We start from the raw sequence: 24,956 nt of genomic DNA on the forward strand, positions 1-24,956 counted from the left end.
TGGCTCAATTCCCGTGGGAAAAACCGCGTCACGGTTTTCCCACGGGAATTGCGCCGCTTTTCAGGTCACCGCCGTCTTGACCGCGAAGCGCGCATCCTGCCAGGCGCCGGTGCGCAGGATATCTTCCAGCACCTCGACCGCCCGCCAAACATCGGCGTAGCCGACATAGAGCGGGGTGAAGCCGAAGCGGATGGTCGACGGCGCACGGAAATCGCCGATCACGCCGCGCTCGACCAGGGCCCGCATCACCTGGTAGCCGTTGGGGTGGAGGAACGAAACCTGGCTGCCACGCTGCTTGCCGTCGCGCGGGCTTTCCAGCTCCAGGCCGTAGGCGCCGCATCTGGCCTCGACGAGCTGAATGAACAGGTCGGTGAGAGCGATACTCTTCTTGCGCACCGCCGCCATGTCGACGTCGTCCCACATATCCAGCGCCCCCTTCAGCGCCCGCATCGACAACACCGGCTGCGTGCCGCACAGGAACCGGCGGATACCGCTGCCGGCCGCATAACCCTGCTCGAAAGCGAAGGGCCGCGCATGGCCCCACCAACCGCTGAGCGGCTGCTGGACCTTATCGTGATGACGCTCGGCGGCGTAGATGAAGGCAGGCGCGCCCGGGCCGCCATTGAGATATTTGTAGCTGCAGCCGATGGCGAAATCGGCATTGGCGCTGTCGAGCTCGACAGGCAGCGCGCCGGCGGTGTGGCAGAGATCCCAGACGATCAGCGCTCCGACCTGATGGGCCTTGCATGTCAGTGCCGCCATGTCGCGCAATTTGCCGGATTTGTAGTTGACGTGGTTGACCAGGATGACCGCGACGCGCTCGTCGATGAGATCCTCAATGGTCGGCGCATCAACGCCCTCAAGCCGCAACACCGTGCCGGGGCGCGTCGAGGCCACGCCTTCGGCCATGTAGAGATCGGTTGGAAAGCTGTCGCCCTCGGCGACGATGACCGAGCGGTCCGGCCGCATGCCGAGTGCGGCATGCAGCACCTTGTAGATGTTGATCGAGGTCGTATCGCAGACCACCGTCTGGCCGGCCGCCGCGCCGATCAGCCGCCCCAGTTGGTCGCCGAGCGCGACTGGCATGTCGAACCAGCCGGCGGTGTTCCAGGCACGGATCAGATCCTGCGCCCACTCCTGGGTCGCGGCTTTCCGCAGCTCGTCGAAGACGGCGGGTGCCGCGGCGCCGAGTGAATTGCCGTCGAGATAGATGACGCCTTCCGGCAAGATGAACCGGTCGCGCATGGCACGCAGCGGGTCCGCCGCGTCCATGGCTCCGACGGCTGCGAGATCGAGCGTTGCACGCATCATTTGTACATTTCCTGGTTATTCACGCCCTGGTTATTTCCGCCTTGGTGATTCACGCCGGGCTACTCACGAATAGCTTCGCGAACCGGTGCGGACCCCCGGCTGCGCTTGAGGCTGGGCAAGGCAAGCATGGCCAGCACGAACAGGCCCGTCGCAAGCTTCAGGTCAGGCGGCGGCATGCCGGCCGCAAGGCAGAACGACACCAGCTGGTAGTAGATGATCGCGCCGGCGAAGGGCGCCAGCAGTTGCCGCCAGACCGTTTGCTTGCCGACGACGGCTTCGCCGATCATCAGCGCGGCAAGGCCGTTGATGAGAATTCCCAGGCCCATATTGACGTCGGCGAACCCTTGCGACTGCACCATCAGCGCACCGCTTGACGCCGAAAAAGCGCTGGCCAGCCCGACACCGCCTATGGTCGCGGCCCAGACATTGATGCCTTGCGCCTCGGCCATGTCAGGATTGGCGCCCACGGCGCGGACGGCAGTCCCCTTCTCGGTCCTGAAGAACATGTAGAGCAGCATGAAGGCGACAAGCGCGAGGAGACCCGCGACGACGATCTTGCTGGCGGGGAAACCCGGCCGCGCGAACGGCACCCAGTCGAACACCGAGGGCGAACCGAAGACCGACAGGTTGGACTTGCCCATGATGCGAAGGTTGATGCTGTAGAGCATCGTCATCATCAGGATGCCCGCAAGCAGCGTGTGGATGCGGAAGCGCAGATGGATGAAGGCGGTGCAGCAGCCCGCCGCGAAGCCGGCGACAAGGGCGGCGGCGATGCCCATCAGCGGCGATGCGCCGGCGGCAAGGAGAACGCCGCAGACGCAGCCGCCCAGCGGAAAAGCGCCTTCGCTGGTGAGATCGGGAAAATTCAGCATGCGAAACGGGATCATGATCCCGAGCACGACAAAGGCCAGGATCAGGCTTTGCGCCAGGGTGACCGGCATGATCGCGACGAAGCTGGTGAGAACGTCCCCAACAAAACCCATGATGATCAACTCGCCAGCAACATGCGATCGGTCTTGACGGAGAAATGGCCGATCAGATCGACAACCGTGACCCTCGCCTTCTCCTGCCCTGTGACTTCCAGAAGCACCCGGCCGGCATCGAGCATGATCACCCGGCTGCCATGGTCGACGGCGTGTTGCATGTTGTGGGTCACCATCAGGGTGGTCAGCTTCAGCGCATTGACGGCGCGCACCGTCGCGCGCATGACGATCTCGGCCGTGCGCGGATCGAGCGCTGCCGTATGCTCGTCGAGCAGCAGCAGATCCGGCGATCCTCCGACAGCCATGATCAGCGACAGCGACTGCCGCTGCCCGCCCGAGAGCAGGTCGACACGGGTATCGAGACGGTTTTCAAGGCCGAGGCCCAATATCGACAGGCGCTCCTTGTAGGACGCCAGCCGTGTGGCGTTCAGCCCCTGCCGCAGCGTGCGTTTTTGACTGCGCAGGTCGGCCAGCAGCATGTTCTCCGCCACGGTCATGCTGGCGGCGGTGCCGCGCATCGGATCCTGGAAGACGCGCGCCAATCTTTCGGCACGCTTGTGCACCGGCATCCCTGTCACATCCGCGCCATTGATCAGGATCTTGCCGGAATCCAGCACAAGAGCACCAGAAATGGCGTTGAGCATGCTGCTCTTGCCGGCCCCGTTTGAGCCGATGACGACCCCGAACTCTCCCGTGGCCAAGGACAGGCTGAGACCGTCCAGCGCGACCTTCTCGTCGGCCTGGCCCTTGTAGAACACTTTGCGCGCGGATCGTATCTCGAGCATCGTTCCTCCGTGACCTCGGGATGATGGCGCCGACGCCATCATCCCAGCAGTTCCGATGTTAGTCGACGATGCAGCCGCAATCGGCCATTGAAGCCGGTATCTCGACGCCGAACGCGGCCATCGCCTTGCGCGAGATCGTTGCCATGTGGTCCTTGTAGGCCGGGCGCGACGGCGCGATCGTCTTGGGATCCTTGCCCTTGAGGATCTCGGCGGCGATGTTGCCGGCGTTGATGCCGACCTGGGTGTAATTGACCGCGAAGCTCGCCGGCACGGTGCCGTTGCGGACCGCGCTGTCATCGGAGTTGACGACCGGGATACCGGCCTGGCGGGCGGCCGCTGAGACAGCGGCGATCGCCGGCTGAATCAGGTTCGAGGCCGGGCCGTAGATCACGTCGGCCTTGCCGGCGAACGAAGCGATACGCTGCTGGATGTCATTTACGTTGTCGATGCCGAGCTCGACCACCTCGAAACCGGCGGCCGGTGCCGCCGCCTTGATCTTTTCGACCAAGGCAACGTCATTGGCCTCACCGGGATTATAAGGCACGCCGAAGCGCTTGGCGTTCGGCAGCAGCTTCTTGGTGAAGGCCATCACCGCGGCGACGTCCTGCAGATCGCTGGCGCCGGTCATGCCTTCGTCTCCGGCGTCCCATGATGGCACCAGCTTGGCCGCCACCGGATCGGTGACCGCGGCAAAAACGATCGGAATGCCGGAACCCGCGAGCGCTTTCTTGGCGATCTGCGAGACCGGCGTGGTGATGGTGTAGATCAGCTTGGGCTGCTCGGCCTGCAGCTTGGCGATCATCTGCGGCACCAGCGACGCATCGAAATTGGTGTGGCTCTCCGTGTAGACGACGTCCTTGCCCTCGACGAAGCCGTTATCCGTCAGCGCCTTCTTGAAGCCGGCTATGGCGGCGTTCAATTGCGGGTGCTCGCCGAAATTGGCAATGCCGATACGGATCTGATCGGCCGCGGCACTGCCGGCGCTGACCATCAATGCGCCTGCCAGGGCCAAACCCGACAACCAAGCGGATTTCGACTTCAACATCATTTCCTCCCAGATTTGATCAGGGCCGCTTGGAAACGCGGCTGCTCCGCGATCATGGTCAGTCCGCCGGTCTGTGTCAAACATTATATATAATTGTTGTAGTGACCCAGTATCATATATACTTTTAGCCAGACGACGGATTGATCACGATGCGGGATGAGACGAGTTCCACAAAAACGGAAGCCGCCTATCAGCTGTTGCGGCGCGACATCCTGACCACGCGCCTCATGCCCGGCGCCCCGCTCAAACTGAGTGCGCTGCGCGGCACATATGGCGTCGGTTGGACACCGTTGCGCGAAGCCCTGTCGCGGCTCGAGGCCGAACGCTTGGTCACCGCCATCAGCAATCGTGGTTTTGCCGTGGCTCCGGTGTCGCGGGCCGAGCTGGAGGATCTGGCACGCGCCAGAATGGTGGTCGAGATACCCCTGTTCCTCGAATCGATGGAAAAAGGCGGCAGGGAGTGGGAGGATGCCGTAGTCACTGCCCACTACCGGCTCTCGCGTTGCAAGACGGCGGTCGACGATCCCTCCGACACGGCCGTCGACAGATGGGATGAGAACCACGAGGCTTTCCATGCGGCGCTGCTGAGCGCCGCCACATGCGACTGGCTGTTGCGGTTCCGCTCGACAATCTCGGATCAGTTGCGCCGGCATCATCGCTTTCTTGGTCTGGCGCCGACATTGCGGGCCGCGGCCGGCCTCAAGGACGGCTATGAACAGGCAATGGAGGCGTTGCGCGAAGCGATCGCGATCGAACACCATACCGCGATCATGGAAGCGGCACTCGATCGTGACGTCGAACGGGCCAAGGCGCTGATGACGGCGCATATCGGCTACACACTGCACGTCTATGTTCATAGCGAAGACAGCGGCGCGACCAGATACGCCGCCCGCGCCGGCAGCTTGAAGGGGTCGGGATAACTTCAGCGCTTCCGCGACGTCTATTCGCACGCGCTGGCCGGAGTGCGCCGAACGCCCGGGTCCATGGCCGCCCGGAGCTACCAATGGTTGGCATTTTGGTTTCGTTTCGTTCCGCGACTCCCTGAAATATACGGTACCCCTGGAAGAAGCCTTCCAGATGGCTGATGCCAGCTCCATCGGCGGATAGGCCACAGGCCATTAACCAAACGATTTCAATGTGCCTGCCGATCGCGGAAAGGACCGGTTGCTGACGCCGTCGGGGGCAAAAAACTTCAGACCCCCTTAACAAATTCATTAAACTTTAAACGGTTGCAGAACACAACTGGAACAGATAGTGTTTGTTCTGGGTTTGTTTTTTCGATTCTGGTTCAACCTTTCGTTCAATGTCTTGGGGGCCGCCATGCTGACGCGCAAGCAACATGAACTGTTGATGTTCATCCACGAACGGCTCAAGGAAAGCGGGATACCGCCTTCCTTCGACGAGATGAAGGAAGCACTCGATCTTGCCTCCAAGTCGGGGATCCATCGCCTGATCACGGCGCTGGAGGAGCGCGGCTTCATTCGCCGGCTACCCAATCGGGCGCGCGCGCTGGAAGTGCTGCGGCTGCCGGACTCGATCGCGCCGGGCCTCAATGCGGCAAAGAAGTTCTCGCCAAGTGTCATCCAAGGCAGCCTTGGCCAAGGCAGTCTCGGACGCCAGATCAGGCCGGCCGCTGCGCCTTCGCGCCTGCCCGCGGCCGGCAACGACGACGATGCGGTTTCAGCCGTATCCATCCCGGTCATGGGCCGTATCGCCGCCGGTGTGCCGATCGATGCAATCCAGCATCAGACGCATTCGATCTCGGTGCCGCCGGACATGATCATGGGCGGCGAGCACTATGCGCTGGAGGTCAAGGGCGACTCGATGATCGAGGCTGGTATCTTCGATGGGGACACGGTCATTATCCGCAATGCCGACACGGCAAGCCCGGGCGAAATTATCGTGGCACTGGTCGACGAGGAGGAAGCGACGCTGAAGCGGTTCCGCCGCAAAGGCGCTTCGATCGCGCTCGAGGCCGCCAATCCAGCCTACGAAACACGCATTTTCGGGCCGGACAGGGTCAAGGTACAAGGCAAGCTGGTCGGGTTGATCAGGCGCTACTGAGCCGGCTTTCCATCGGGCTTGTCGGGTTTTTTGTACGGCGGCAGCCCCCTCGCCTCGCGTGAGAATTTTCGCTGTTCGTGCCAGGGTCGGTATGGTCCGTCGACGGCGAATTCGATCCCGGCCCGGGTCGTGGCCGACTGGGGATTGAAGAAGACGGCAGCGCTTCCCTTGCGGGCGAGCTGCCGTTTGGTGACGACGAGAACCAGTGGATTTTGGCAGGCGTCATAGGCGGTCGCGTCGTTCACGATGATCAGGTCAGCGAAAGCACAGGCTTTCCAGGTGGTCTTGCGGTCCTCGACATAAGCAATGATCGCGCCGGAAGGGTGCCTACAAGGCACAGGCCTTCGCGGCAGTAGAAGGGCGATCCCGGCGGCAGGTCGGCGGGACTGGCAACGTCGAATTGCCCGTCTGTCTTGTCGAACATTTCCGGTTTGACGATTGTTTCGGAGATCAGAGCGCGCTTCCAGTTGTCGGTTGCGAATTCGTTCGGACGTTCCCGGTTGACGGCCAGTTCGCCATTGCCGATCGGCAGCGCGACCAGCCGCGCATCTTCCGAGATCAGCACATCGGGCGCGCGCGTGTGCGACACAGTCAACAGGCCGGCGAGCGCGAATGGCAGCGCCGCGAGCCGCAGCCAGGTCGTCGCCATCGTCGCGATAACCAGCGCGACGGTGACCAGCAGCACGGATTGCTGCGAAATCAGCCCGACTCCGTCGACCGGAGAGCGCTCCGATATCCACGCCGACACGGCGATCATCGCCGTCAGGCCCTTGCCCATGAGGTAGAGAGCCGGCCAATCCAGTCCGAATGGCATCAGCAGCGCGCTAGCGACGGCCAGGAACATCACGACCGACACGATCGGCATCACGGCCAGATTGGCGAACAGGCTGAGGGGCGATACCCGCTGGAAATGCCAGATGGCAAACAGTGCCGTGGCGCTGCCGGCGACAATGGACGTCATGGCCAATCCACCTGTCGCCAGCAGGAATTTTCGCGTCAGGAGCCCGGGCAGGGATCGCTTTGGCGGCGGTGGCCTGGTCTTTCCCGCACGGTGATCGGCCCAGCCGGCATAAGCGCCAACCAGGGCCGCGGTCGCGGCGAACGACATCTGAAAGCTTGGGCCGACGACCTCGTGCGGCGAGACCAGGATGACGGCGATCGCCGAGATCGCCAGATTGCGCATGGTCAGCGCAGCGCGATCGAAGAAGACGGCAATCAGCATCACCGCCAACATGATGAAGCTGCGTTCGGCCGCAACGACGACACCGGAAATCATGAGATAGGCGGCGATCGAGAACAGTGCGGCGGCGGCGGCGTATTTCTTCACCGGCCGGCGCGCGGAAAAGTCTGGTAACAGTGCGAAGGCACCACGCAGCAGACCCATGATGGTGCCGGCCACAAGCGCCATATGCAGTCCCGAAATAGAGATGATGTGATAGATGCCGGTACGCCGCATCGCTTCATTGATTTCATCGGGTATGCCGGCGCGCACGCCGACGATCAGCGCCGCCGCGATCTCGCCTTCAGCGCCGCCGACGCTGCCCCTGATGTGGTCGGCGATGGCTTCGCGGGCATTTTCAATGCCTGAGAAAAGGCGAGCCGATAGCGGCATCTCACCGTCAGCGGCGGAAACAACCGTCGGATTGCCGAGAAAGAAGCCGCTGCCGCCGATGCCGGCGAAATAACTGTCGAAAGAGAAGTCGTAGCTGTCCGGCCGGACCGGGCCGGTCGGCGGCAACAGTTTGGCGTAGCCTGTGATGAGCGAGCCGGCGGTCATTCCCGGCGGTATCTTGCGTGCGGAAAGCCGGACCCTTTCCGGCGCATAGCGCAGTTTCGGCCGGGCGGTCGAAATCACGTCCATGGTCAGCCGGATGCGGCCGCTCTCCATCTCTTCGAGCGAGACCACGCGGCCGGTCAATTGCGTGGAGATTTCCGAACCCAGCATACGGGTTCCGGCTCGCCATGTTTCGACCTTCGCCGCGAGTAAGCCCAGCGCGCACAACAGCACTGCCATGAAACACAGATGGGTTTTCGACCACGAACGCGAGACGAAGGCACAGACCGCCATCAGCACCACGACCGCGACGGGCTTTGCAAAGTCGGGCTCGGACGCCAGCGAGAAATAGGCGATCGCCCCAACGGTCAGACAGACCGGCACCAGCAGAAACGCGATGCCCCGGTCGAGTTCGAGCTCCGCCGCCTTGGCCACGCCATGGCGCAGGCGAGGCAAGGATATCGGGCCGATTTGCCGGCGCACGCGCACGATCCTGCCCCCGGCAGGAGACGGCGCCGGCGCCGGCCCACCCGCCCGCAGCGGCCCGGTTTCGGGCGCAGCCACGAGCGGCGATGGCAGTGGGATCGTCGGAGGCGCCGCAAAAAGGGATCGCTCGCTGACGCCGACAGCGGCATCCTCGCTTCGATCCGAGCTCCGGCCTCTTCCAGTCATCGGGTCTGCCCCTTGCACCCTCGACGCCCTATGCTACATGAACGCGCAACGCGCGAAAGTCCGCACGTTCCGCACCCAGCTTCAGACGTTTTCCGAGAGTTCCATGCCCGACAAGGTCATCACCCGTTTTGCCCCCTCGCCGACCGGCTATCTGCACATCGGCGGCGCGCGCACGGCGCTCTTCAACTGGCTCTATGCAAAGCATACCGGCGGCACGATGCTGCTGCGCATCGAGGACACCGATCGCGAGCGTTCGACCGATGCGGCCACATTGGCCATTCTCGATGGCCTGACCTGGCTCGGCCTTTCGTGGGACGGTGACGCGGTCTCTCAATTCGAGCGTGCGCCGCGCCATCGCGAGGTAGCCGAGGAACTGGTGCGCCTGGGCAAGGCCTATTACAGCTACGAGACTTCAGCCGAGCTCGAGGCAATGCGCGAGGCTGCACGCGCCAAGGGCCTGCCGCCACGGTATAACGGCCATTGGCGTGACCGCGACCCGTCGGAGGCGCCGTCCGGCGTCAAGGGCGCCATCCGCATCAAGGCACCGACCGAGGGCGAGACGGTGGTGAAGGACCGGGTCCAGGGAGACGTGCGCTTCCCCAACAAGGATCTCGACGACTTCATCATCCTGCGTTCGGACGGCAACCCGACCTACATGCATGCCGTCGTCGTCGACGATCACGACATGGGCGTCACTCACATCATCCGTGGCGACGATCACCTGACCAACGCCGCCCGCCAGACCGTGATCTACAACGCCATGGGCTGGGACGTGCCGTCGATGTCACATATCCCGCTGATCCATGGCGCCGACGGCGCCAAGCTGTCGAAGCGCCACGGCGCGCTCGGCGTCGAAGCCTATCGCGCCATGGGCTATCTGCCGGAGGCGCTGCTCAATTACCTTGCGCGGCTCGGCTGGAGCCATGGCGACGACGAGATCATGTCGATCGAGGACATGGTCTCGTGGTTCGACATTGGCGACGTCAACAAGGGCGCGGCGCGCTTCGATTTCGCCAAGCTGGAAGCGATCAACGGGGCGCATATGCGCCGTATGGCCGACACCGAGCTGCTCGATATCTTCATCGCCACCTTGCCCTATTTGGAGGGAGGCCCGGCGATGGCGGCGCGCCTCGACGAGAAGAACAAGGCGCAGCTGCTGGCAGCACTTCCGGGCCTGAAGGAGCGCGCCAAGACGCTGGTCGAGCTTGTCGACGGCGCGGGCTTCCTGTTTGCCGCTCGGCCGCTGCCGATCGACGACAAGGCGGCACTCCTGCTCAATGACGATGCGCGCAAGATGCTGCGTGGCGCTCACGAAGCTTTGAAGTCGCTGTCACACGACTGGACGGCGGCCACGGCCGAGGCCGTGATCCGCGACTTTGCGTCGGCTGGCGGCCACAAGCTTGGCGCCGTGGCCCAGCCGTTGCGGGCTGCCTTGACCGGCAAGAGCACGTCACCGGGCGTATTCGACGTGCTTGCCGTTCTGGGGCGTGAGGAAAGCCTGGCGCGCATAGCGGATCAAATCGATTAGGAGCAAACTGGCCCAAGAAGATTGGCATTGAAAGGCGGGTTTCGCAGTGCAACATTAGGCCTTGGCCCAATCTGGCACGCACCTCCTAGAATGCGGTGGCGAATACGCGCATTGCGGTGATTTCAACGTGTCGCTCCGCGGAATTTGCCTTTGCCGGCATGAGGAAACAAGAAGGAGTTTGCAATGACCGAAGCTGCGAAAAAACTGGATGTGGGCGGCCAAGAGGAGGCCACGGCAACGCTGGAATTCGCCGGCAAGACTCACGAATTCAAGGTGCGAAGCGGCTCGGTCGGGCCTGACGTCATCGACATCGCCTCGCTCTACAGCACCACTGGCGCCTTTACCTATGACCCCGGCTTCACCTCGACGGCAAGCTGCGAGTCGGAGATCACCTTCATCGATGGCGACGCCGGCATCCTGCTGCATCGGGGCTATCCGATCGACCAGTTGGCCGAACATGGCGACTTCCTCGAAGTCTGCTACCTCCTGCTCTACGGCGAATTGCCGACCAAGGCGCAGAAGGACGATTTCGACTACCGCGTGACGCGCCACACGATGGTGCACGAGCAGATGTCGCGCTTTTTCACCGGCTTCCGCCGCGACGCGCACCCGATGGCGGTGATGTGCGGCGTGGTCGGCGCGCTGTCGGCCTTCTATCACGACTCGACCGACATCTCCGACCCGTACCAGCGCATGGTTGCCTCCATGCGCCTGATCGCCAAAATGCCGACGATCGCGGCCATGGCCTACAAATACCACATCGGCCAGCCCTTTATTTACCCGAAGAACGATCTCGGTTTCGCGGCAAACTTCCTGCATATGTGCTTTGCCGTGCCGTGCGAGGAGTACAAGATCAACCCGGTGCTGGCGCGCGCCATGGAGCGCATCTTCATCCTGCATGCCGATCATGAGCAGAACGCTTCGACCTCGACCGTTCGCCTCGCCGGCTCCTCGGGCGCCAACCCGTTCGCCTGCATCGCCGCCGGCATTGCTTGCCTGTGGGGGCCGGCCCATGGCGGCGCCAACGAAGCGGCGCTCAACATGCTGGGCGAGATCGGCCATGTCGATCACATCCCGGAATTCATCGCCCGCGCCAAGGACAAGAACGATCCATTCCGCCTGATGGGCTTTGGCCACCGCGTCTACAAGAACTACGATCCGCGGGCCAAGATCATGCAGAAGACGGCGCATGAGGTTCTGGGCGAACTCGGCATCAAGGACGATCCGCTGCTCGACATCGCGATGGAACTGGAAAAGATCGCGTTGACCGATCCCTATTTCATCGAGAAGAAACTCTATCCGAACGTCGACTTCTATTCCGGCATCACCCTGAAGGCGCTGGGCTTCCCCACCACCATGTTCACCGTGCTGTTCGCGGTCGCCCGCACGGTCGGCTGGATCGCCCAGTGGAAGGAAATGATCGAGGATCCACGCCAGAAGATCGGTCGTCCGCGCCAGCTCTATACCGGCGCGCCGGAGCGCGACTACGTGCCGATCGCCAAGCGCTGAGACAAGTGACAAGCGCTGAGACAAGTGAGTAGTGGGTAGTGGTTCGTGAGGAGTGAGGTTGGAGAGTTTTCTAACTCACTACTCGTTACTCACTACTGCCTACGCACTCGCTTGATACACCCCATCACCACCTGCGCCGCGATCTCACCGGACGGTTTGTCCGTTGCCATGCGCCGTGAAATCTCGGCGAAACCGTCTTTCTGCCAGGCGCGCATGCCACTGTCGGCCAACAACGCTTCCAGCTGGCGTGCCAGATTGTTCGGTCTGACGTATTCGTCGTAGAACTCCGGGATCAACGCGCGATCCGAGATAAGGTTGGGCAGAAGCGCCGACCAGACGGAAACGAGATACCGCGCCACGGCGCGTGCAACAGGGTCGAGCCGGTAGCAAGAGATCATCGGCACGCCGGACAGCGCCAGTTCCAGGGAGACGGTGCCGGACGCGATCAACGCCGCGTCGGCCTTGCCGAAGGCCTGCCATTTGCGCTCGGGCTCAAGGATAATCTCGGGTTTTTCATCCCAGCGCGTGACCGCGGATCGTACGGTGTCCGCGACATGCGGCACCGTCGGCAACATCAGCCGAAGCCGATGCCCGCGTGCCCGCAGCATCGACACGGTCTCACCGAACGGCTCGAGCAGCCGCCGCACCTCGCCGCGCCGCGAGCCGGGCAGGACAAGCAGCGTCTTCACGCGGTCTGGTGAAAGATCACGCGGCTGGGCCTGCGCCCTGGCGGCCGACAGCACGCCTGGATCATGCGTCAGGCGATGGCCCACATAGGTGCCGGGCGGGCCACCCAGCCGATCGAGCTCCTTCACTTCGAACGGAAGGATGCACAGGATGTGATCGACATACGGTTTCATCGCCACCGCCCTGCCCGGCCGCCATGCCCAGACGCTCGGGCAGACATAGTGGACGATCGGGATCGCCGGGTTGGCGGCGCGCACCTTTTTGGCGACGCGCAGCGAAAAATCGGGGCTGTCGATGGTGACGAGGCAGTCCGGCTTGGCATCCGCAACCAACCCCGCCAGCTGACCGATCCGCCGCATCAGGCGCGGCAGGTCACGCAGGACGGCGCTGAACCCCATCAGCGCGACCTCTCCGGCGTCGAACGGGGAAACCAGCCCAAGCGCCTGCAGGTGGCGGCCACCGAGGCCGACGAGCCGTACCTCGCGCCCTGTTATTTGGCGCAGCGACTGGACTATGTCGGCGCCAAGCAGGTCACCTGACTCCTCACCCGCGACGATCGCGATCTTCAGCGCCCCGTCAGCCATATCAGGACTCCGTTGCGGCCAGGCCGACAATGAACAGCCCAAGGTCATTGGCGCGCGAGAGGGTTGCGGGACCTTCGAGGATCAGGGAGCGTCCCGCCTCGACGGCAATGCCGGCAAGCCCGGCCGCATGCGCTGCTTCTACCGTCTGGGGCCCCATGGAAGGAAGATCCGCGCGCAGCTCCTGGCCAGGCTTGGCGCATTTGACCAGCACGCCGCGCGTCTTGCCGGCGATACGACCGTGGCCACGCAGCAGCCTGGCGCGGTCCAGCAATCCGGCCGTGCCCTCGATGCCTTCAAGCGCGATGGTCCGGCCGCCGACCGCGATCGCCGCCTGGCCGATATCCAGCGCCCCGATGGCTTTTGCCGCGGCAAAACCTGCCTCGATGTCGCGCCAGTCAGACTTCCGAGGCGTTGCCCTGGTCAACACCCCTTCGGCGGCGATAAGGTTCGGCACGATCTCGTGGGCACCCATGACCTTTATCCCCCGGGCCTCGAGTCCGCGTGCCACCACCTTGAGCAGTCCATCGTCGCCGCGCGCCAACGCCATGACGACGACGGGTATCACAGCGAGCAGGCTGAGGCTTGGACGCATATGTGTCAGCCTTGGCCTGCGCTTTATCTCGCCGGCAAGCACCAGATGCGTAATCCGGTTACGCTTGAGCAGCGGAATGAGCGATCCTATCGCCTCCAAGGCAAGGGTCTCATGCTCGTAACGGCACAATTCCGCCAGGCGGTCGGCCTCACCTTCCATGAGCACGATGAAGGGCGGATGACCCTGTTCGGCCAAACCGGCAGCGACTTCGACCGGAAGGCTGCCGCCGCCGGCGATGATGCCGACCCTGGCACCAGGCGGAAGTTCAAGACCAGCCGCGGCTGCCTCAGCCTTCGTCATCGGCATCGTCGCCATCGCCGCCCTTGAGCGATGGCACCGCATAGTGTCGCTTGCCGCGACTGGTGATGAAGTCGATGATCTTCATCGCTGTCGGCGACGAGGCGAACTCCACCTTGGCGAACTCGATGTTCTCGCCGACGGTGCGGGAGCGGTCGAAGATCGTCTTGTAGGCCCTGCGTAGCAGATGGATTTCGGAACGCGGCAGACCGGCGCGCTTGAGGCCGATGATGTTCAAGCCGCGCAGGCTGGCGCGGTTACCGACCGCGATGGCATAGGGAATGACATCACCGACAAAAGCCGAGCACCCGCCAAGAAAGGCGTTGTCGCCCACCCGCACGAATTGATGGACGGCGCTGAGGCCGCCAATATAGACATTGTTGCCGATCTCGCAGTGGCCGCCCAATGTCGCCCCATTGGCGAAGGTGGCGTTGTTGCCGACAGCGCAGTCATGGGCGATATGGGCGTAGGCGAGGAAATTGCCATTGTCGCCGACCGTGGTTTCGCCACGGCTGGTGTCGGTGCCGACATGCATGGTCACGCCTTCGCGGATGGTGCAGTTGGCGCCGATGACCAGCGTCGTGCGGCCGCCCTTGTGCTTGGTGTTTTGCGGCGGTGCGCCCAGTGTCGCCATCGGATAGACCTTGGTCGACGCTCCGATAGTGGTCGCGCCCATCACCGAGACATGGCTGACCAGTTCGACCCCGTCCCCGATCACGGCATCGGCGCTGATATGGCAGAACGGCCCAATGCGCACACCCTGGCCGATCTGGGCGCCTTCTTCCACGACGGAGGAAGGATGGATTGACGTCTTGATTTTCATAGGCACTCGATCGTCAGTCGCCGGTGACCATCATGGCTGAAATCTCGGCCTCGGCCGCCTTGGTACCTTCGACCAGGGCTTCACAGGCGAATTTGAGCAGGTTGCCGCGCTTCTTGATTTTCTTGACATGGATCTTCAACTGGTCGCCGGGGACGACCGGTTTGCGGAATTTGGCGTTGTCGATGGTCAGAAAATAGACCAGAGACGGCTTCGATGCCCCGAGGCTGCGGATGCAGATGGCTCCGGCCGTCTGGGCCATGGCCTCGACGATCAGCACGCCCGGCATCACCGGCTGCTCCGGGAAATGCCCCTGAAAATGCGGCTCGTTTATGGTTACGTTCTTGATGCCGATGGCGGAGTCGTCGCCGTCGATGTCCACGATGCGGTCGATCATCAGAAAGGGATAACGGTGCGGCAGGAGCTTCATCAGCCCCAATATGTCGACCGCTTCCAGCGTTGTCGCCGCCACCATGTCAGCCATTGTCCTTGCCCTGCTTGCGTGCCCTGGCCATCGTGCGCAACATGGCTATCTCTCGCATGGCTTCCGCCATAGGCTGCGCCGGATAGCCACCCCAGATCTCGCCGGCGGGAACATTGCTCATGAATCCACTTCTGGCTGCAAGCTTGGCACCTGTACCAATCGTCAGATGATCCGCAAGCCCGACGCCTCCGCCCATGGTGACATTGTCACCCACCACCACGGAACCGGAAATACCCGAAAGCCCGGCCACTATGCAATTGCGACCGATGCGGACGTTATGGGCGATCTGCACGAGATTGTCGATCTTGGTACCTTGCCCGATGATCGTATCGGACATGGCGCCACGATCGACGGTGGAATTGGAGCCGATCTCGACATCGTCCTGGATCACGACGCGTCCGATCTGTGGAACACGCTCCGGCCCCTTGGCGCCTCCGACAAAGCCAAAGCCGTCCTGGCCGATCCTGGCGCCACCATGGATGATGACCCGATTGCCGATCAGAGCGTACTGGATACTGGCGCCCGGGCCGACATAACCGTCACGGCCAATCTGGCAGGACTGTCCAATGACGGCGTTGGGCGCAATGACTGTGCCGCCGCCGATCGAGACACCTGGCCCGATGACCGCGCCGGCTTCGATGATAGCGCCAGCTTCGACATGCGCCGTCGGATCGACATGGGCATGCGGCGAAACGCCGGTCTCACCGGTCATTGGCCCCGGCGTGGCGGCTGTCGGGAACAGCAGGCGCCCAACCAGCGCGAAAGCCTGCTGCGGACGTGGATGAGTCAAGACAGCAACGGTGGAAGGCGCTTTGTTCGCGAATTCGGCCGGGCATAGGACCGCCGCCGCCCGCAGCGACGGCATCAGCGCGGAATTACGCCTGCCGTCGACGAAGACAAGCGCATTTGCGCCGCCTTCATTAGCCGGCGCCAGCGCTTCGATCAAAACGTCGGATTGGCCGGAATCGACTAGCACCGAGCCGGTCAGATTCGCGACTTCGGCCGCCGTATACCGGCGTGATGGCGCGAAGAACACCGGGTCGGTCATTCCAGAAGCTATATCCAGCTAGGTCGGAACATTTCCCCCGGGTCCAAAAACCCGGGAGCATCGTTGGCCGCCGATCAGAAGCGGGTCGATATGCCGAAGTTGAATTCCTGCACGTCGTCGCTCGCTTCCTTCCTGACCGGGATTGCATAGTCGATACGGATCGGACCAAACGGTGAAGCCCACATAAGGCCGAGACCAACCGAGGCGCGCAACTTCATGCCGGTGCTCGCGATGGTTATGTCTGGGGCGGGATCTGCCCCAAGATGTTGATTGATCTTGCTACCGTATAGTGTTGCAGCGTCGGCGAACACCGCACCGCGCAGGCCGAAGCTCTCGGGAATGACCGGCAACGGGAACTGCGCTTCGGCCGAGGCGTTGAAATAGGTCACACCTCCCAGATGGTCACCCGTAGTTGGGTCAACCGGACCAATGCCATTATACGCAAAGCCGCGGATCATGCGGTCGGTGCTCTGGAATTGATCGAAGATTCGCAGATTGCCGTCGCCGCCATAAGCCTCCACATGCCCTGCGCCGGCCGAGATCAGCCCGACAAGGTCAAGCTGCTCCGACAGCGTCTGGTAGATGCTGCCACGCCCGGTAATCTTCACGAACTTTGCATCACCACCAAGACCAGCCATCTCGACCGTCGTATTGGCATAGATGCCTTCATGTGGGTTCTTCATATCGTCAATGGTGTTGTAGACCAGCCCCAGGCTGATGGACGACTTGATCCATGGACTTTGCGCGATACCATCCAAGATAGCCGGTGAAATCGTGCAATTAGGTCCATCCGGATCTCCAACGCTGGTAGCACCGCAATCGTCGTCGACCTTATACTTCTCTTGCGAGATGTTGTACGCCAACTGGGTGGTGATGCTGTTGGTGATCGGCAGTCCGAAGCGGATCGTCGCGCCGGTCGTGTCGCTGTCGTAATTGTTTTTGTATTGCCGCGTCGACTTGAAAATGTCGAAGCCGGCGGCGATGCGCCGCCCGAGGAAATAGGGCTCGGTGAAGGACAGGCTGTAGTCGCGCGAGTTCTTGCCGCCGCCGGCCGACACTTTAATGAACTGGCCGCGGCCGAGGAAGTTGCGCTCTGTGATCGATCCTTCAACAGACGGTCCAGCCGAATCGCCACCAGTCGAATAGCCGGCGCCAACCGAGAATTCACCCGTCGACTTCTCGACCACGTCGACCACAAGCACGACTTGGTCAGGGGCCGAGCCGGGCACAGTCGAAATCTCGACTTTGTCAAAATAATTCAAGTTTTCCAGGCGCTTCTTCGCGCGCTGGATGAGCACTTGGTTGAACGCATCGCCTTCGCTGACATCGAATTCGCGGCGAATGACGTAGTCTCGCGTTCGGTCGTTGCCGCGGATCTCGATGCGCTCGACATAGGCCTTGGTGCCCTGGTCGACGGTGTAGACCACCGAAATCGTGTGGTTTTCGAAATTGCGGTCGCCGCGCGGTGTCACCTGGGCGAAAGCATAGCCCGAACCAGCCACCTTCTCCGTCAGCGCGATGATGGAGTCTTCGACGTTCTTGGCGTTGTAGACATCGCCCTTGCGGGTTTCGACCACCGATTCCAGCGACTTGGAGTCGACTTCCGGGATCGTGCTTTCGACGCTGATGTCGCCGAAATTATAGCGCTCGCCTTCCTGGACGGTGATGGTGACCGTGTATTTGTTGGTCGCATTGTCGAGCTCGCCGACGGCGGACACGACCTGGAAGTCGGCATAACCGTGATTGTAATAGAAGCGGCGCAGCAGCTCCTGGTCGGCGCGCAGCTTGTCTTCGTCGTAGACGTCGTCGCGCAGGATGAACGAGACCCAGGACGAGCGCTTGGTGTTGATCACATCAGACAGGCGGCGGCTGGAATAGGCGCTGTTGCCGACGAAATTGATTGCCGCGATCTGTGTGCGATCGCCTTCGGTAACGTGGAAGACCACGTTCACGCGGTTGTCGCCGAGCTCCATGATCTGTGTGGTCACGCCGGCATCGTCACGGCCGATGCGCCTGTAGGCGGCCTTGACCGCCTCGACATCCGAATCGAGTGTAGCCTGAGAGAACGTGCCGCGCGGCTTCAGCTGAACCGCTGCCTGAAGCGCGTTGTCCTTGAGCTTCTTGTTGCCCTGGAACAGCACCTGATTGACAACCTTGTATTCCGAAACCTTGACCACCAGGGTCGAGCCGACCTGGTTGATCTGGACATCCGAGAACAGGCCGGTGCCGAACAGCGCCTTGACCGCGCTATCGACATCGGAGCTGGAGAAGGCCTTGCCGGGCTTGATGGTGATGTAGTTGCGGATGGTATCGGCGTCGACACGCTGGTTGCCGCTCACCTCCACCCTGCTTACGACAGCGGCTTCGGCCGCCGATGTGGCAACGAACTGCACTGCGAGCGCGCCTGGTACGACCAGAGCGGCGGACAGTGCCGCCGCTGACGCGGCGTTTAGAAACTTGGATGCTGCCTTCATCGGGCTTAATAACCTTTTCTCGTAGTCCCCACGGCGAGAAAACCGGACGTGCGGTCATTTCCCCTACCGTATTAACCGGATTTTCCCTACACGCAAGGCTTCTGGTTAATTTGTATTTACTTAACCCTGTTGCGTGGCTTTCGCGTCACTCATATCCCCGTGCATGGTAAACGGCGTCTCAATATCCGCCATGCTCAGGCCAAATTCCTTCATGATTTCAGCATCCAAAGAGATCGTTCCAGAACACGAACCCCATGAAGCACAGCACCAGAAGCAGACCGGCCCGATAGGCCATTTCCATCATCCGTTCCGACACCGGCCGGCGGATGACGGCCTCCACCCCGTAGAACAACAGATGGCCGCCGTCGAGAGGGGGAATCGGCAAAAGGTTTAGAATGCCTATCCCCACGGACAGCAGCGCGACGAGCTGCACCAGCCATTCGAAACCGAGTTTGGCCGCCTTGCCGGCCATGTCGGCGATCTTGACTGGGCCACCCAACTGGCACTTGTCCTCGCGCCCGACGGCGAAGCGCTGCAGGAACTGTCCGGTGCGCTCGATGACGTGGCCCGTTTCCTCAACGGCCGCAGCGACGGCTCCGACCGGGGTGTAGGTTATGAGGCGGGGCTGGCCGAGTTCCTTGTTGTTGACGACGCCGATCACGGCGACCTTGACCTTGTTGCCGAGCGCGTCCTCCTGCTCCATCAGCCGCGGCGACGCGGTCACCGTGACCTCCTTGCCGCCGCGCAGCATGACGAAGGTGATGGTGTCGCCGGCGCGGCCCGAGACCAGCCGCTGCACGTCCCCGAAGGTTTCGACCTTGCTGCCGTCAACGCTGACGAATCGATCGCCAGGCAAGATGCCGGCCTTGGCCGCGGGACTGTCTGTTGTAACCTCCGCGACCATGGGCTCCGCGACGTAACGCCCATAGGCGGCAAACAGCACGGAAAAGACGACGATCGTCAGCAGGAAGTTGAACAGCGGCCCGGCCACCACCGTTGCCGCGCGCTTCCAGATCGCCTGGGTGTGGAAGGCAACCTTGCGTTCCTCGTCGGTCAGCGTTTCGAGTTCTTCCGATGTCGGCTGGCTGGAGGTGGCGTTCATGTCGCCGACAAACTTCACATAGCCGCCGAGCGGTATGGCGCAAAGCTTCCAGCGCGTACCATGCCTGTCGTTGAAGCCGATGAGCTCCGGACCGAAGCCGATGGAGAAGGCCCTGACCCCGATGCCGCACCAGCGGCCGACAAGATAGTGGCCCATCTCGTGAACGAACACCACGACGGTCAGAACGAAGAGAAACGGCACGAGCGTGCCGAGAAAGAGGCCTTCCGTGCTGAAAATCGCGTGAAGAATCTCGTTCAATTCAGGCCCTCAAGTTCTTCCGCGTCGCTGGGTGACTGTGACATCAATACAGGCGAATCCAAGGCGCCCGCGCCAGATCGTGGAATGACACCGTTCAAATGGGAAACAGCCCTTGTGCCGGATGCTCGGCGCCCGCCGCGATCCAGCCGATGACGTATAGGGCAAGAGCGGCCGCGACAAGCCCGTCGACACGGTCCATGATGCCGCCATGGCCAGGGATGAGCACGCCAGAATCCTTGCGGCCGTGTCGCCGCTTGACCCAGGATTCGAAGAGGTCGCCGGCTTGGGCGACAATCGACAGCACCAGCGCCACAACACCCAGCAACGCCAGGTTGCCGGCGCCGGCGAAGGCGGCAAGCAGAAGCCCCGCGACGACACCACCGACCGCCCCGCCGAGGGCGCCGCTGCGGGTCTTGCCGGGCGAGATCGAAGGCGCCAGTTTAGGCCCGCCGACGGCGCGCCCGACGAAATAGGCAAGAATGTCGGTTGCCCAGACGACCGCGAACAGGAACAGGATGGCGACGAGGCCCGAATGGTCGCCGTCCCGCAGCAGGGCAAGCGACAGACCGGACATGCAGGCATAGGCAAGGCCGCCGGCGTCCCACTGGCCGATTTTGCGAACTCCAGCGGTGATCGCGGCTGTCGCAACCAGAATCACGACGAGCGGCAGCAGCCACCGTGCGGGAAGGCCGGCAATCAAGGCGCCGACGAAGATGACCATCAGCGCTTCCGGCAGAAAACCAAGCCCGTCGGCCTCGGCGGGCCGCGACATACGTGTCCACTCGTAAAAGATCATTGCCGCCATAACGGCGCACAGCAGCCGGAACGGCAGGCCGCCGAGCCAGGTCAGGCCGAGGGCGACAATGGCCAGCACGACGGCCGAAATGACGCGCAGCTGAAGGTTGCTCATCCCGCCGCCGGTCGCGAAGCGACGTCCTGCGGGCCCAGTCCGCCGAAGCGGCGCTCGCGGCGGGCATATTCGCGCAATGCCTCGGCGAGATGCTCGCGATTGAAATCCGGCCAGTAGCACGGCAGGAAGACGAGCTCGCTGTAGGCGGCCTGCCACAACAGGAAGTTGGACAGGCGCAGTTCGCCTGATGTGCGGATGACCAGCTCCGGATCGGGAATGCCTTGCGTGTCGAGAGAGCCGGCAAAGCTTTCAGCCGATATCGCCTCGCTGTCCATTTCGCCGCGCGCCACGGCCGCGGCAAGCTTGCGCGCCGTGCGGACGATCTCGTCGCGCCCGCCGTAATTGAAGGCGATCACCAGCGTCAGCGAGGTGTTGTGGATCGTCAGCGATTCGGCCTCGTCGAGCAGCCCCCTGATGTCCGCCTGCAGCCCTGTGCGGTCGCCGATGATCCTGATCCGTACGCCGCTCTGGTGCAGCTCGGCAAGATCGCGACGGATGAACAGCTTCAACAGACCCATAAGGTCGCTGACCTCGGACTTCGGCCGCGACCAGTTCTCCGATGAGAAAGCGTAGACGGTCAGGAACGATATACCGAGACCCGGGGCGGCGCGCACCGCCTTGCGCAGGGCCTCGACGCCGGCGCGATGACCGGCGAGCCTCGGCATACCGCGCGCCTTGGCCCAGCGTCCATTTCCATCCATGATGATCGCGACATGCGCGGGCGTTGTCATGATCTCGCTTTCGGGTCAGCCAAGGGCCAACCCTAAACCTGCATGATTTCAGCTTCCTTGTCGGAAAGCAGATGATCAATGGTGCTGATGGTTTCGTCGGTAAGTTTCTGGACCTGGTCGGAACGCTTGCGCTGATCGTCCTCGCTGATGTCGCCGTCCTTCTCCGCCTTTTTCAGGAAATCCATGCCGTCACGGCGCACATGGCGCGCGGCGACACGGGCGTTCTCTGCGTAGCCATGCGAGATCTTGACCAGTTCCTTGCGGCGCTGTTCGTTGAGCTCCGGCAGCGGAATCCTCAGATTGGTGCCATCGACGATCGGGTTGAAGCCCAGATTGGATTCCCGGATCGCGCGGTCGACCGCGCCGACCATCGATTTGTCCCAGACCGAGACCGAGATCATACGCGGCTCCGGCACCGAAACATTGGCCACCTGGTTGATCGGCATGGTGGTGCCATAGGCCTGCACCTGGATCGCATCGAGCAGATTGCTGGAGGCGCGACCGGTCCGCAGCGAAGCCAGGTCATGCTTGAACGCGGCGATGGCCCCGTCCATGCGCCGCTTCAGATCGTCATACTCACCACTCATCTTAGTCTCCTCGACCCGTCTGCCGCGGGTTCACTGCTTCGGGGCAAGGCCCCGTGTTCGAGCCTGATTTTCGAAAGCCGGTTTGCCCTTCCAGGGATCGGCCCCGATCATTCGTCCGCGACGACCGTGCAGCGGCCGCCGCCCCTCAGAATATCGCCGAAACCACCCTTTTCGTGGATCGAATAGACGATTATCGGAATGTTGTTTTCGCGCGCAAGTGCAATCGCAGCGGTATCCATGATGGAAAGGCCGCGATTTATGACTTCGGCGTGGCTGATGCGCTCGAAACGCGCCGCATTCGGGTCCTTTTTCGGGTCGGCCGAATAGACGCCGTCGACCTGGGTACCCTTGAACAGCGCATCGGCGCCGATTTCGGCCGCGCGAAGTGCCGCCGCCGAATCAGTGGTGAAGAACGGATTGCCAGTGCCGCCGGCGAAGATCACCACCTTGCCCTGGTTCATGTAGGCGGTTGCCTGGCGCTGCGAAAAACTCTCGCAAAGCTCGGGCATGGCAATTGCGGACAGCACGACGGCATCGACACCGATCTTGTTCAGCGACGTGCGCAACGCCAGCGAATTGATGACCGTGGCAAGCATGCCCATGTGATCGCCGGTAACGCGGTCGCCTCCCTTGGAGGCGACGGCCACGCCGCGAAAGATATTGCCGCCGCCGATAACGACACCCACCTCGATGCCCAGCGCACGGGCTTCGGCAATGTCGCCGGCGATGCGGTCGACGACCGAGACGTCGATGCCGAAATGCTGTTCGCCCATCAACGCTTCGCCCGAAGCTTTCAGCAGAACACGTCGGTAGCGGGGCTTGACCGTCATCTGGTTCCTCGAAATTCCGGCGTGGCAAGCTCTGAAGGCGAAAACGCCCCCTGCTTCGCCCGGCGGTGCTGTCATGACGGGTTGACCGGATACACGAAGGGCGCGGCGATGTCACGCCGCGCCCTTGTGCAAAATTCCAGGCTTTCTGGATCAGTTGCTGCTGATGGCAACCGCCTCGCCTTCGACCACGACCTGCAATGCGTAGCCTGACGGCTTGTCGCCGGTCACGACACCGCCCGCGACACGGACCTGGATCTCGGGACCGAAATAAGAATGCGGGAACGGCGCCGGCGTGCCGCTCACCTTGTCCAGGCGCTGGCGAAGCGCGGGCGGTATGGAGAAATCGAGCGCCGCAAGATTATCCTGCAACTGCGAAAGCCGCGTTGCTCCGAGAATGACGGTGGCTACTCCTGGCTGAGTCGCCACCCAGTTCAGCGCGACCTGAGCCATGCCGCGGCCAAGTTCGGCGGCGACTTTTTCCAGCTCCGCCACGACAGCCCAGTTGTGCTCGCTGAATTTCTGGAAACCTGGATGGGTGGTGTTGCGGAAGCCGTCGAGCCGGCCGGCATTGCCTGCCTGCACCGGGCGGTATTTGCCACTTAGCAGTCCGCTTGCCAGCGGGCTCCAGACCATGATGCCGGCGCCATGGCGTGTCCCGAACGGCACGAATTCATGCTCGATGGCACGCTCCGCCAGGGAGTATTCAAGCTGCAACGCCGAGATCGGCTCATAGCCGCGCAGTTCCGCGATCGCCTGCGCCCGCCCGGCATACCAGGCCGGCACATCGGACAGGCCGATGTGACGTATCTTGCCTACCCGAACCAGATCGTCGAGCGTACGCAGCACTTCTTCGGCCGGCGTCAACCGGTCCCAGATATGCATGAGATAGAGATCGATATAGTCGGTGCCCAGCCGCTTCAGCGATGCGTCGACGGCACGCATGATGTTCTTGCGGCCATTGCCGCCGGCGTTCGGATTGCCGGCGTTCGAGTTCATGGTAAATTTGGTGGCGATCACCGCCTTGTCGCGCAAGCCCCGCTCGGCCACGAATTCACCGAGCCAAGTCTCGGCCGTGCCGCCGGTGTAAAGGTCGGCGGTGTCGAAGAAATTGCCCCCGGCCTCGACATAGGCGTCGAACATCGCGCGCGCCGTATCCCGGTCCGCGCCCCAGCCCCATTCCGTCCCGAAAGTCATCGTGCCCAGTGCCAGCCGGCTGACGCGCAGGCCGCTGTTGCCGAGTGTGTAGTAGCTCATCGTCATTGTCTTTTCCGATCTTGGTCCGTTGATGCGGGCGTCATTGGCCAGGCATCGCCTTGACCCAGGGATTGCCGCGCTCATGCGTCATGCGGAAGGTGAAGCCATCGACCTTCCAGCCAGCCGCGGAGCGCGTGAGGTGATGCTCATACGTGCCCCAGACCTCCCAGAGCGGGTCGCCATTGCCCTCCATCCGGTTCCAGGCATAGCCGTTCGACACAACGGTCGCCGTGTCCGCTTCAAGGACGACCAGGTGATTGGTGCGCAGATGCAGGCTGGTCTTGCTGCCTTTGAGATTGCCGGCCCACGCGCCGATCAGATCGTCGGAGGCGATGTTGGCCGCGGGCTGCCCGGACAGGCTGCTGAAGTCGGCGGTTACCCGTTCCGCGAAATAGCTGCGCGCACGTTTCCAGTCCTGCGCGTCGACGGCGCGGTCGATGGCATCGACGATGCGGATGACGGCGTGGTCATCGGCAAGCGCCTGCCAGCCCACCGGTTCGGCCCCGCCAGCGTCGAGCGGCGCCAAGGCAAGGCCAGCGGCGAAGGTAACGTGTTTCAAGGCATTCAAGTCTCTTCTCCTCGATGCCATCAGCCAATCGCCGATGTGTTGGAGACAATGTGGACCTC

Annotated in this window: 21 protein-coding genes and 1 pseudogene; 4 read left to right on the plus strand and 18 right to left on the minus strand. The window is 62.6% G+C overall.

Annotated features, from left to right (window positions below; translation table 11 throughout):
• Window positions 1-60 precede the first annotated feature (60 nt).
• From kynU to ACVWWD_RS21705, 4 genes are all read right to left on the minus strand, one after another.
• Window positions 61-1,308, minus strand: a complete 1,248-nt coding sequence (kynU, locus tag ACVWWD_RS21690) for a kynureninase (protein WP_023773799.1) — start codon at window positions 1,306-1,308, stop codon at window positions 61-63.
• 62 nt (window positions 1,309-1,370) lie between these two features.
• Entirely contained in the window at window positions 1,371-2,294 is a 924-nt protein-coding gene (locus ACVWWD_RS21695; RefSeq protein ID WP_140726989.1) for an ABC transporter permease, read from the minus strand.
• Window positions 2,295-2,299: 5 nt separating this feature from the next.
• Entirely contained in the window at window positions 2,300-3,079 is a 780-nt protein-coding gene (locus ACVWWD_RS21700; RefSeq protein ID WP_023773801.1) for an ABC transporter ATP-binding protein, read from the minus strand.
• Window positions 3,080-3,137: 58 nt separating this feature from the next.
• On the minus strand, window positions 3,138-4,124 hold the full coding sequence (locus ACVWWD_RS21705; RefSeq protein ID WP_352547051.1) for an ABC transporter substrate-binding protein: 987 nt from the start codon (window positions 4,122-4,124) through the stop codon (window positions 3,138-3,140).
• A 149-nt stretch (window positions 4,125-4,273) separates the two neighbouring features.
• Between ACVWWD_RS21705 and ACVWWD_RS21710 the strand changes: the two genes are divergently transcribed.
• Together ACVWWD_RS21710 and lexA are read left to right on the plus strand one after the other, a co-directional pair.
• Window positions 4,274-5,044 carry a GntR family transcriptional regulator gene (locus tag ACVWWD_RS21710; RefSeq protein ID WP_023784043.1) on the plus strand — a complete coding sequence of 257 codons (771 nt, stop codon included), beginning with the start codon at window positions 4,274-4,276 and terminating at the stop codon, window positions 5,042-5,044.
• Window positions 5,045-5,444: 400 nt separating this feature from the next.
• A complete protein-coding gene (gene lexA, locus ACVWWD_RS21715; protein ID WP_015317797.1) occupies window positions 5,445-6,188 on the plus strand; it encodes a transcriptional repressor LexA in 744 nt (247 codons plus the stop codon).
• On the opposite strand, the pseudogene ACVWWD_RS21720 reads toward lexA, so the two are convergent.
• Window positions 6,182-8,634 (minus strand): annotated as a pseudogene (locus ACVWWD_RS21720) (ComEC/Rec2 family competence protein). The gene lexA and the pseudogene ACVWWD_RS21720 overlap by 7 nt on opposite strands.
• Before the next feature lie 103 nt (window positions 8,635-8,737).
• On the opposite strand from ACVWWD_RS21720, the gene gltX reads away from it, so the two are divergent.
• A complete protein-coding gene (gene gltX / locus ACVWWD_RS21725; RefSeq protein ID WP_352547036.1) occupies window positions 8,738-10,162 on the plus strand; it encodes a glutamate--tRNA ligase in 1,425 nt (474 codons plus the stop codon).
• A gap of 183 nt (window positions 10,163-10,345) precedes the next feature.
• A complete protein-coding gene (gltA, locus tag ACVWWD_RS21730; protein ID WP_352547037.1) occupies window positions 10,346-11,671 on the plus strand; it encodes a citrate synthase in 1,326 nt (441 codons plus the stop codon).
• A 92-nt stretch (window positions 11,672-11,763) separates the two neighbouring features.
• Here gltA and lpxB read toward each other — a convergent pair whose 3' ends face one another.
• The 13 genes from lpxB to ACVWWD_RS21795 form a co-directional block, all read right to left on the minus strand.
• Entirely contained in the window at window positions 11,764-12,942 is a 1,179-nt protein-coding gene (gene lpxB / locus ACVWWD_RS21735; protein ID WP_352547039.1) for a lipid-A-disaccharide synthase, read from the minus strand.
• Between the two features lies 1 nt (window position 12,943).
• Entirely contained in the window at window positions 12,944-13,849 is a 906-nt protein-coding gene (locus tag ACVWWD_RS21740; protein ID WP_352547040.1) for an LpxI family protein, read from the minus strand.
• Complete coding sequence (gene lpxA / locus ACVWWD_RS21745; protein WP_023784039.1) at window positions 13,821-14,654, minus strand: acyl-ACP--UDP-N-acetylglucosamine O-acyltransferase; 834 nt, start codon at window positions 14,652-14,654, stop codon at window positions 13,821-13,823. The genes ACVWWD_RS21740 and lpxA overlap by 29 nt, the downstream gene beginning before the upstream one ends.
• 13 nt (window positions 14,655-14,667) lie before the next feature.
• Window positions 14,668-15,135, minus strand: coding sequence for a 3-hydroxyacyl-ACP dehydratase FabZ (fabZ, locus tag ACVWWD_RS21750; protein WP_015317790.1), 468 nt, complete (start codon window positions 15,133-15,135; stop codon window positions 14,668-14,670).
• Complete coding sequence (gene lpxD, locus ACVWWD_RS21755) at window positions 15,128-16,183, minus strand: UDP-3-O-(3-hydroxymyristoyl)glucosamine N-acyltransferase (protein ID WP_023773810.1); 1,056 nt, start codon at window positions 16,181-16,183, stop codon at window positions 15,128-15,130. Before lpxD ends, fabZ begins: the two co-directional genes overlap by 8 nt.
• 74 nt (window positions 16,184-16,257) lie before the next feature.
• A complete protein-coding gene (gene bamA, locus ACVWWD_RS21760) occupies window positions 16,258-18,657 on the minus strand; it encodes an outer membrane protein assembly factor BamA (RefSeq protein WP_023773811.1) in 2,400 nt (799 codons plus the stop codon).
• A gap of 217 nt (window positions 18,658-18,874) precedes the next feature.
• Window positions 18,875-20,017: an RIP metalloprotease RseP gene (gene rseP / locus ACVWWD_RS21765; RefSeq protein WP_023784034.1), complete on the minus strand. Its 1,143-nt coding sequence runs from the start codon at window positions 20,015-20,017 to the stop codon at window positions 18,875-18,877.
• Window positions 20,018-20,111: 94 nt separating this feature from the next.
• The gene (locus ACVWWD_RS21770) at window positions 20,112-20,927 is read right to left on the minus strand and encodes a phosphatidate cytidylyltransferase (RefSeq protein WP_457103379.1); all 816 of its coding nucleotides are present in this window, start codon (window positions 20,925-20,927) and stop codon (window positions 20,112-20,114) included.
• A complete protein-coding gene (locus tag ACVWWD_RS21775; protein ID WP_023773815.1) occupies window positions 20,924-21,658 on the minus strand; it encodes an isoprenyl transferase in 735 nt (244 codons plus the stop codon). Before ACVWWD_RS21775 ends, ACVWWD_RS21770 begins: the two co-directional genes overlap by 4 nt.
• A 32-nt stretch (window positions 21,659-21,690) precedes the next feature.
• Window positions 21,691-22,245, minus strand: coding sequence for a ribosome recycling factor (gene frr, locus ACVWWD_RS21780; RefSeq protein ID WP_015317784.1), 555 nt, complete (start codon window positions 22,243-22,245; stop codon window positions 21,691-21,693).
• A 107-nt stretch (window positions 22,246-22,352) separates the two neighbouring features.
• Window positions 22,353-23,075 (minus strand): UMP kinase, encoded by a 723-nt coding sequence (gene pyrH / locus ACVWWD_RS21785; RefSeq protein ID WP_023784032.1) that lies wholly within the window; start codon window positions 23,073-23,075, stop codon window positions 22,353-22,355.
• A 150-nt stretch (window positions 23,076-23,225) separates the two neighbouring features.
• Window positions 23,226-24,335, minus strand: a complete 1,110-nt coding sequence (locus tag ACVWWD_RS21790; RefSeq protein ID WP_023784031.1) for an aldo/keto reductase — start codon at window positions 24,333-24,335, stop codon at window positions 23,226-23,228.
• A 34-nt stretch (window positions 24,336-24,369) separates the two neighbouring features.
• A complete protein-coding gene (locus tag ACVWWD_RS21795; RefSeq protein ID WP_352549421.1) occupies window positions 24,370-24,897 on the minus strand; it encodes a nuclear transport factor 2 family protein in 528 nt (175 codons plus the stop codon).
• Between the last annotated feature and the right edge of the window lie 59 nt (window positions 24,898-24,956).

It is taken from the genome of Mesorhizobium sp. URHB0026, from assembly GCF_054059755.1.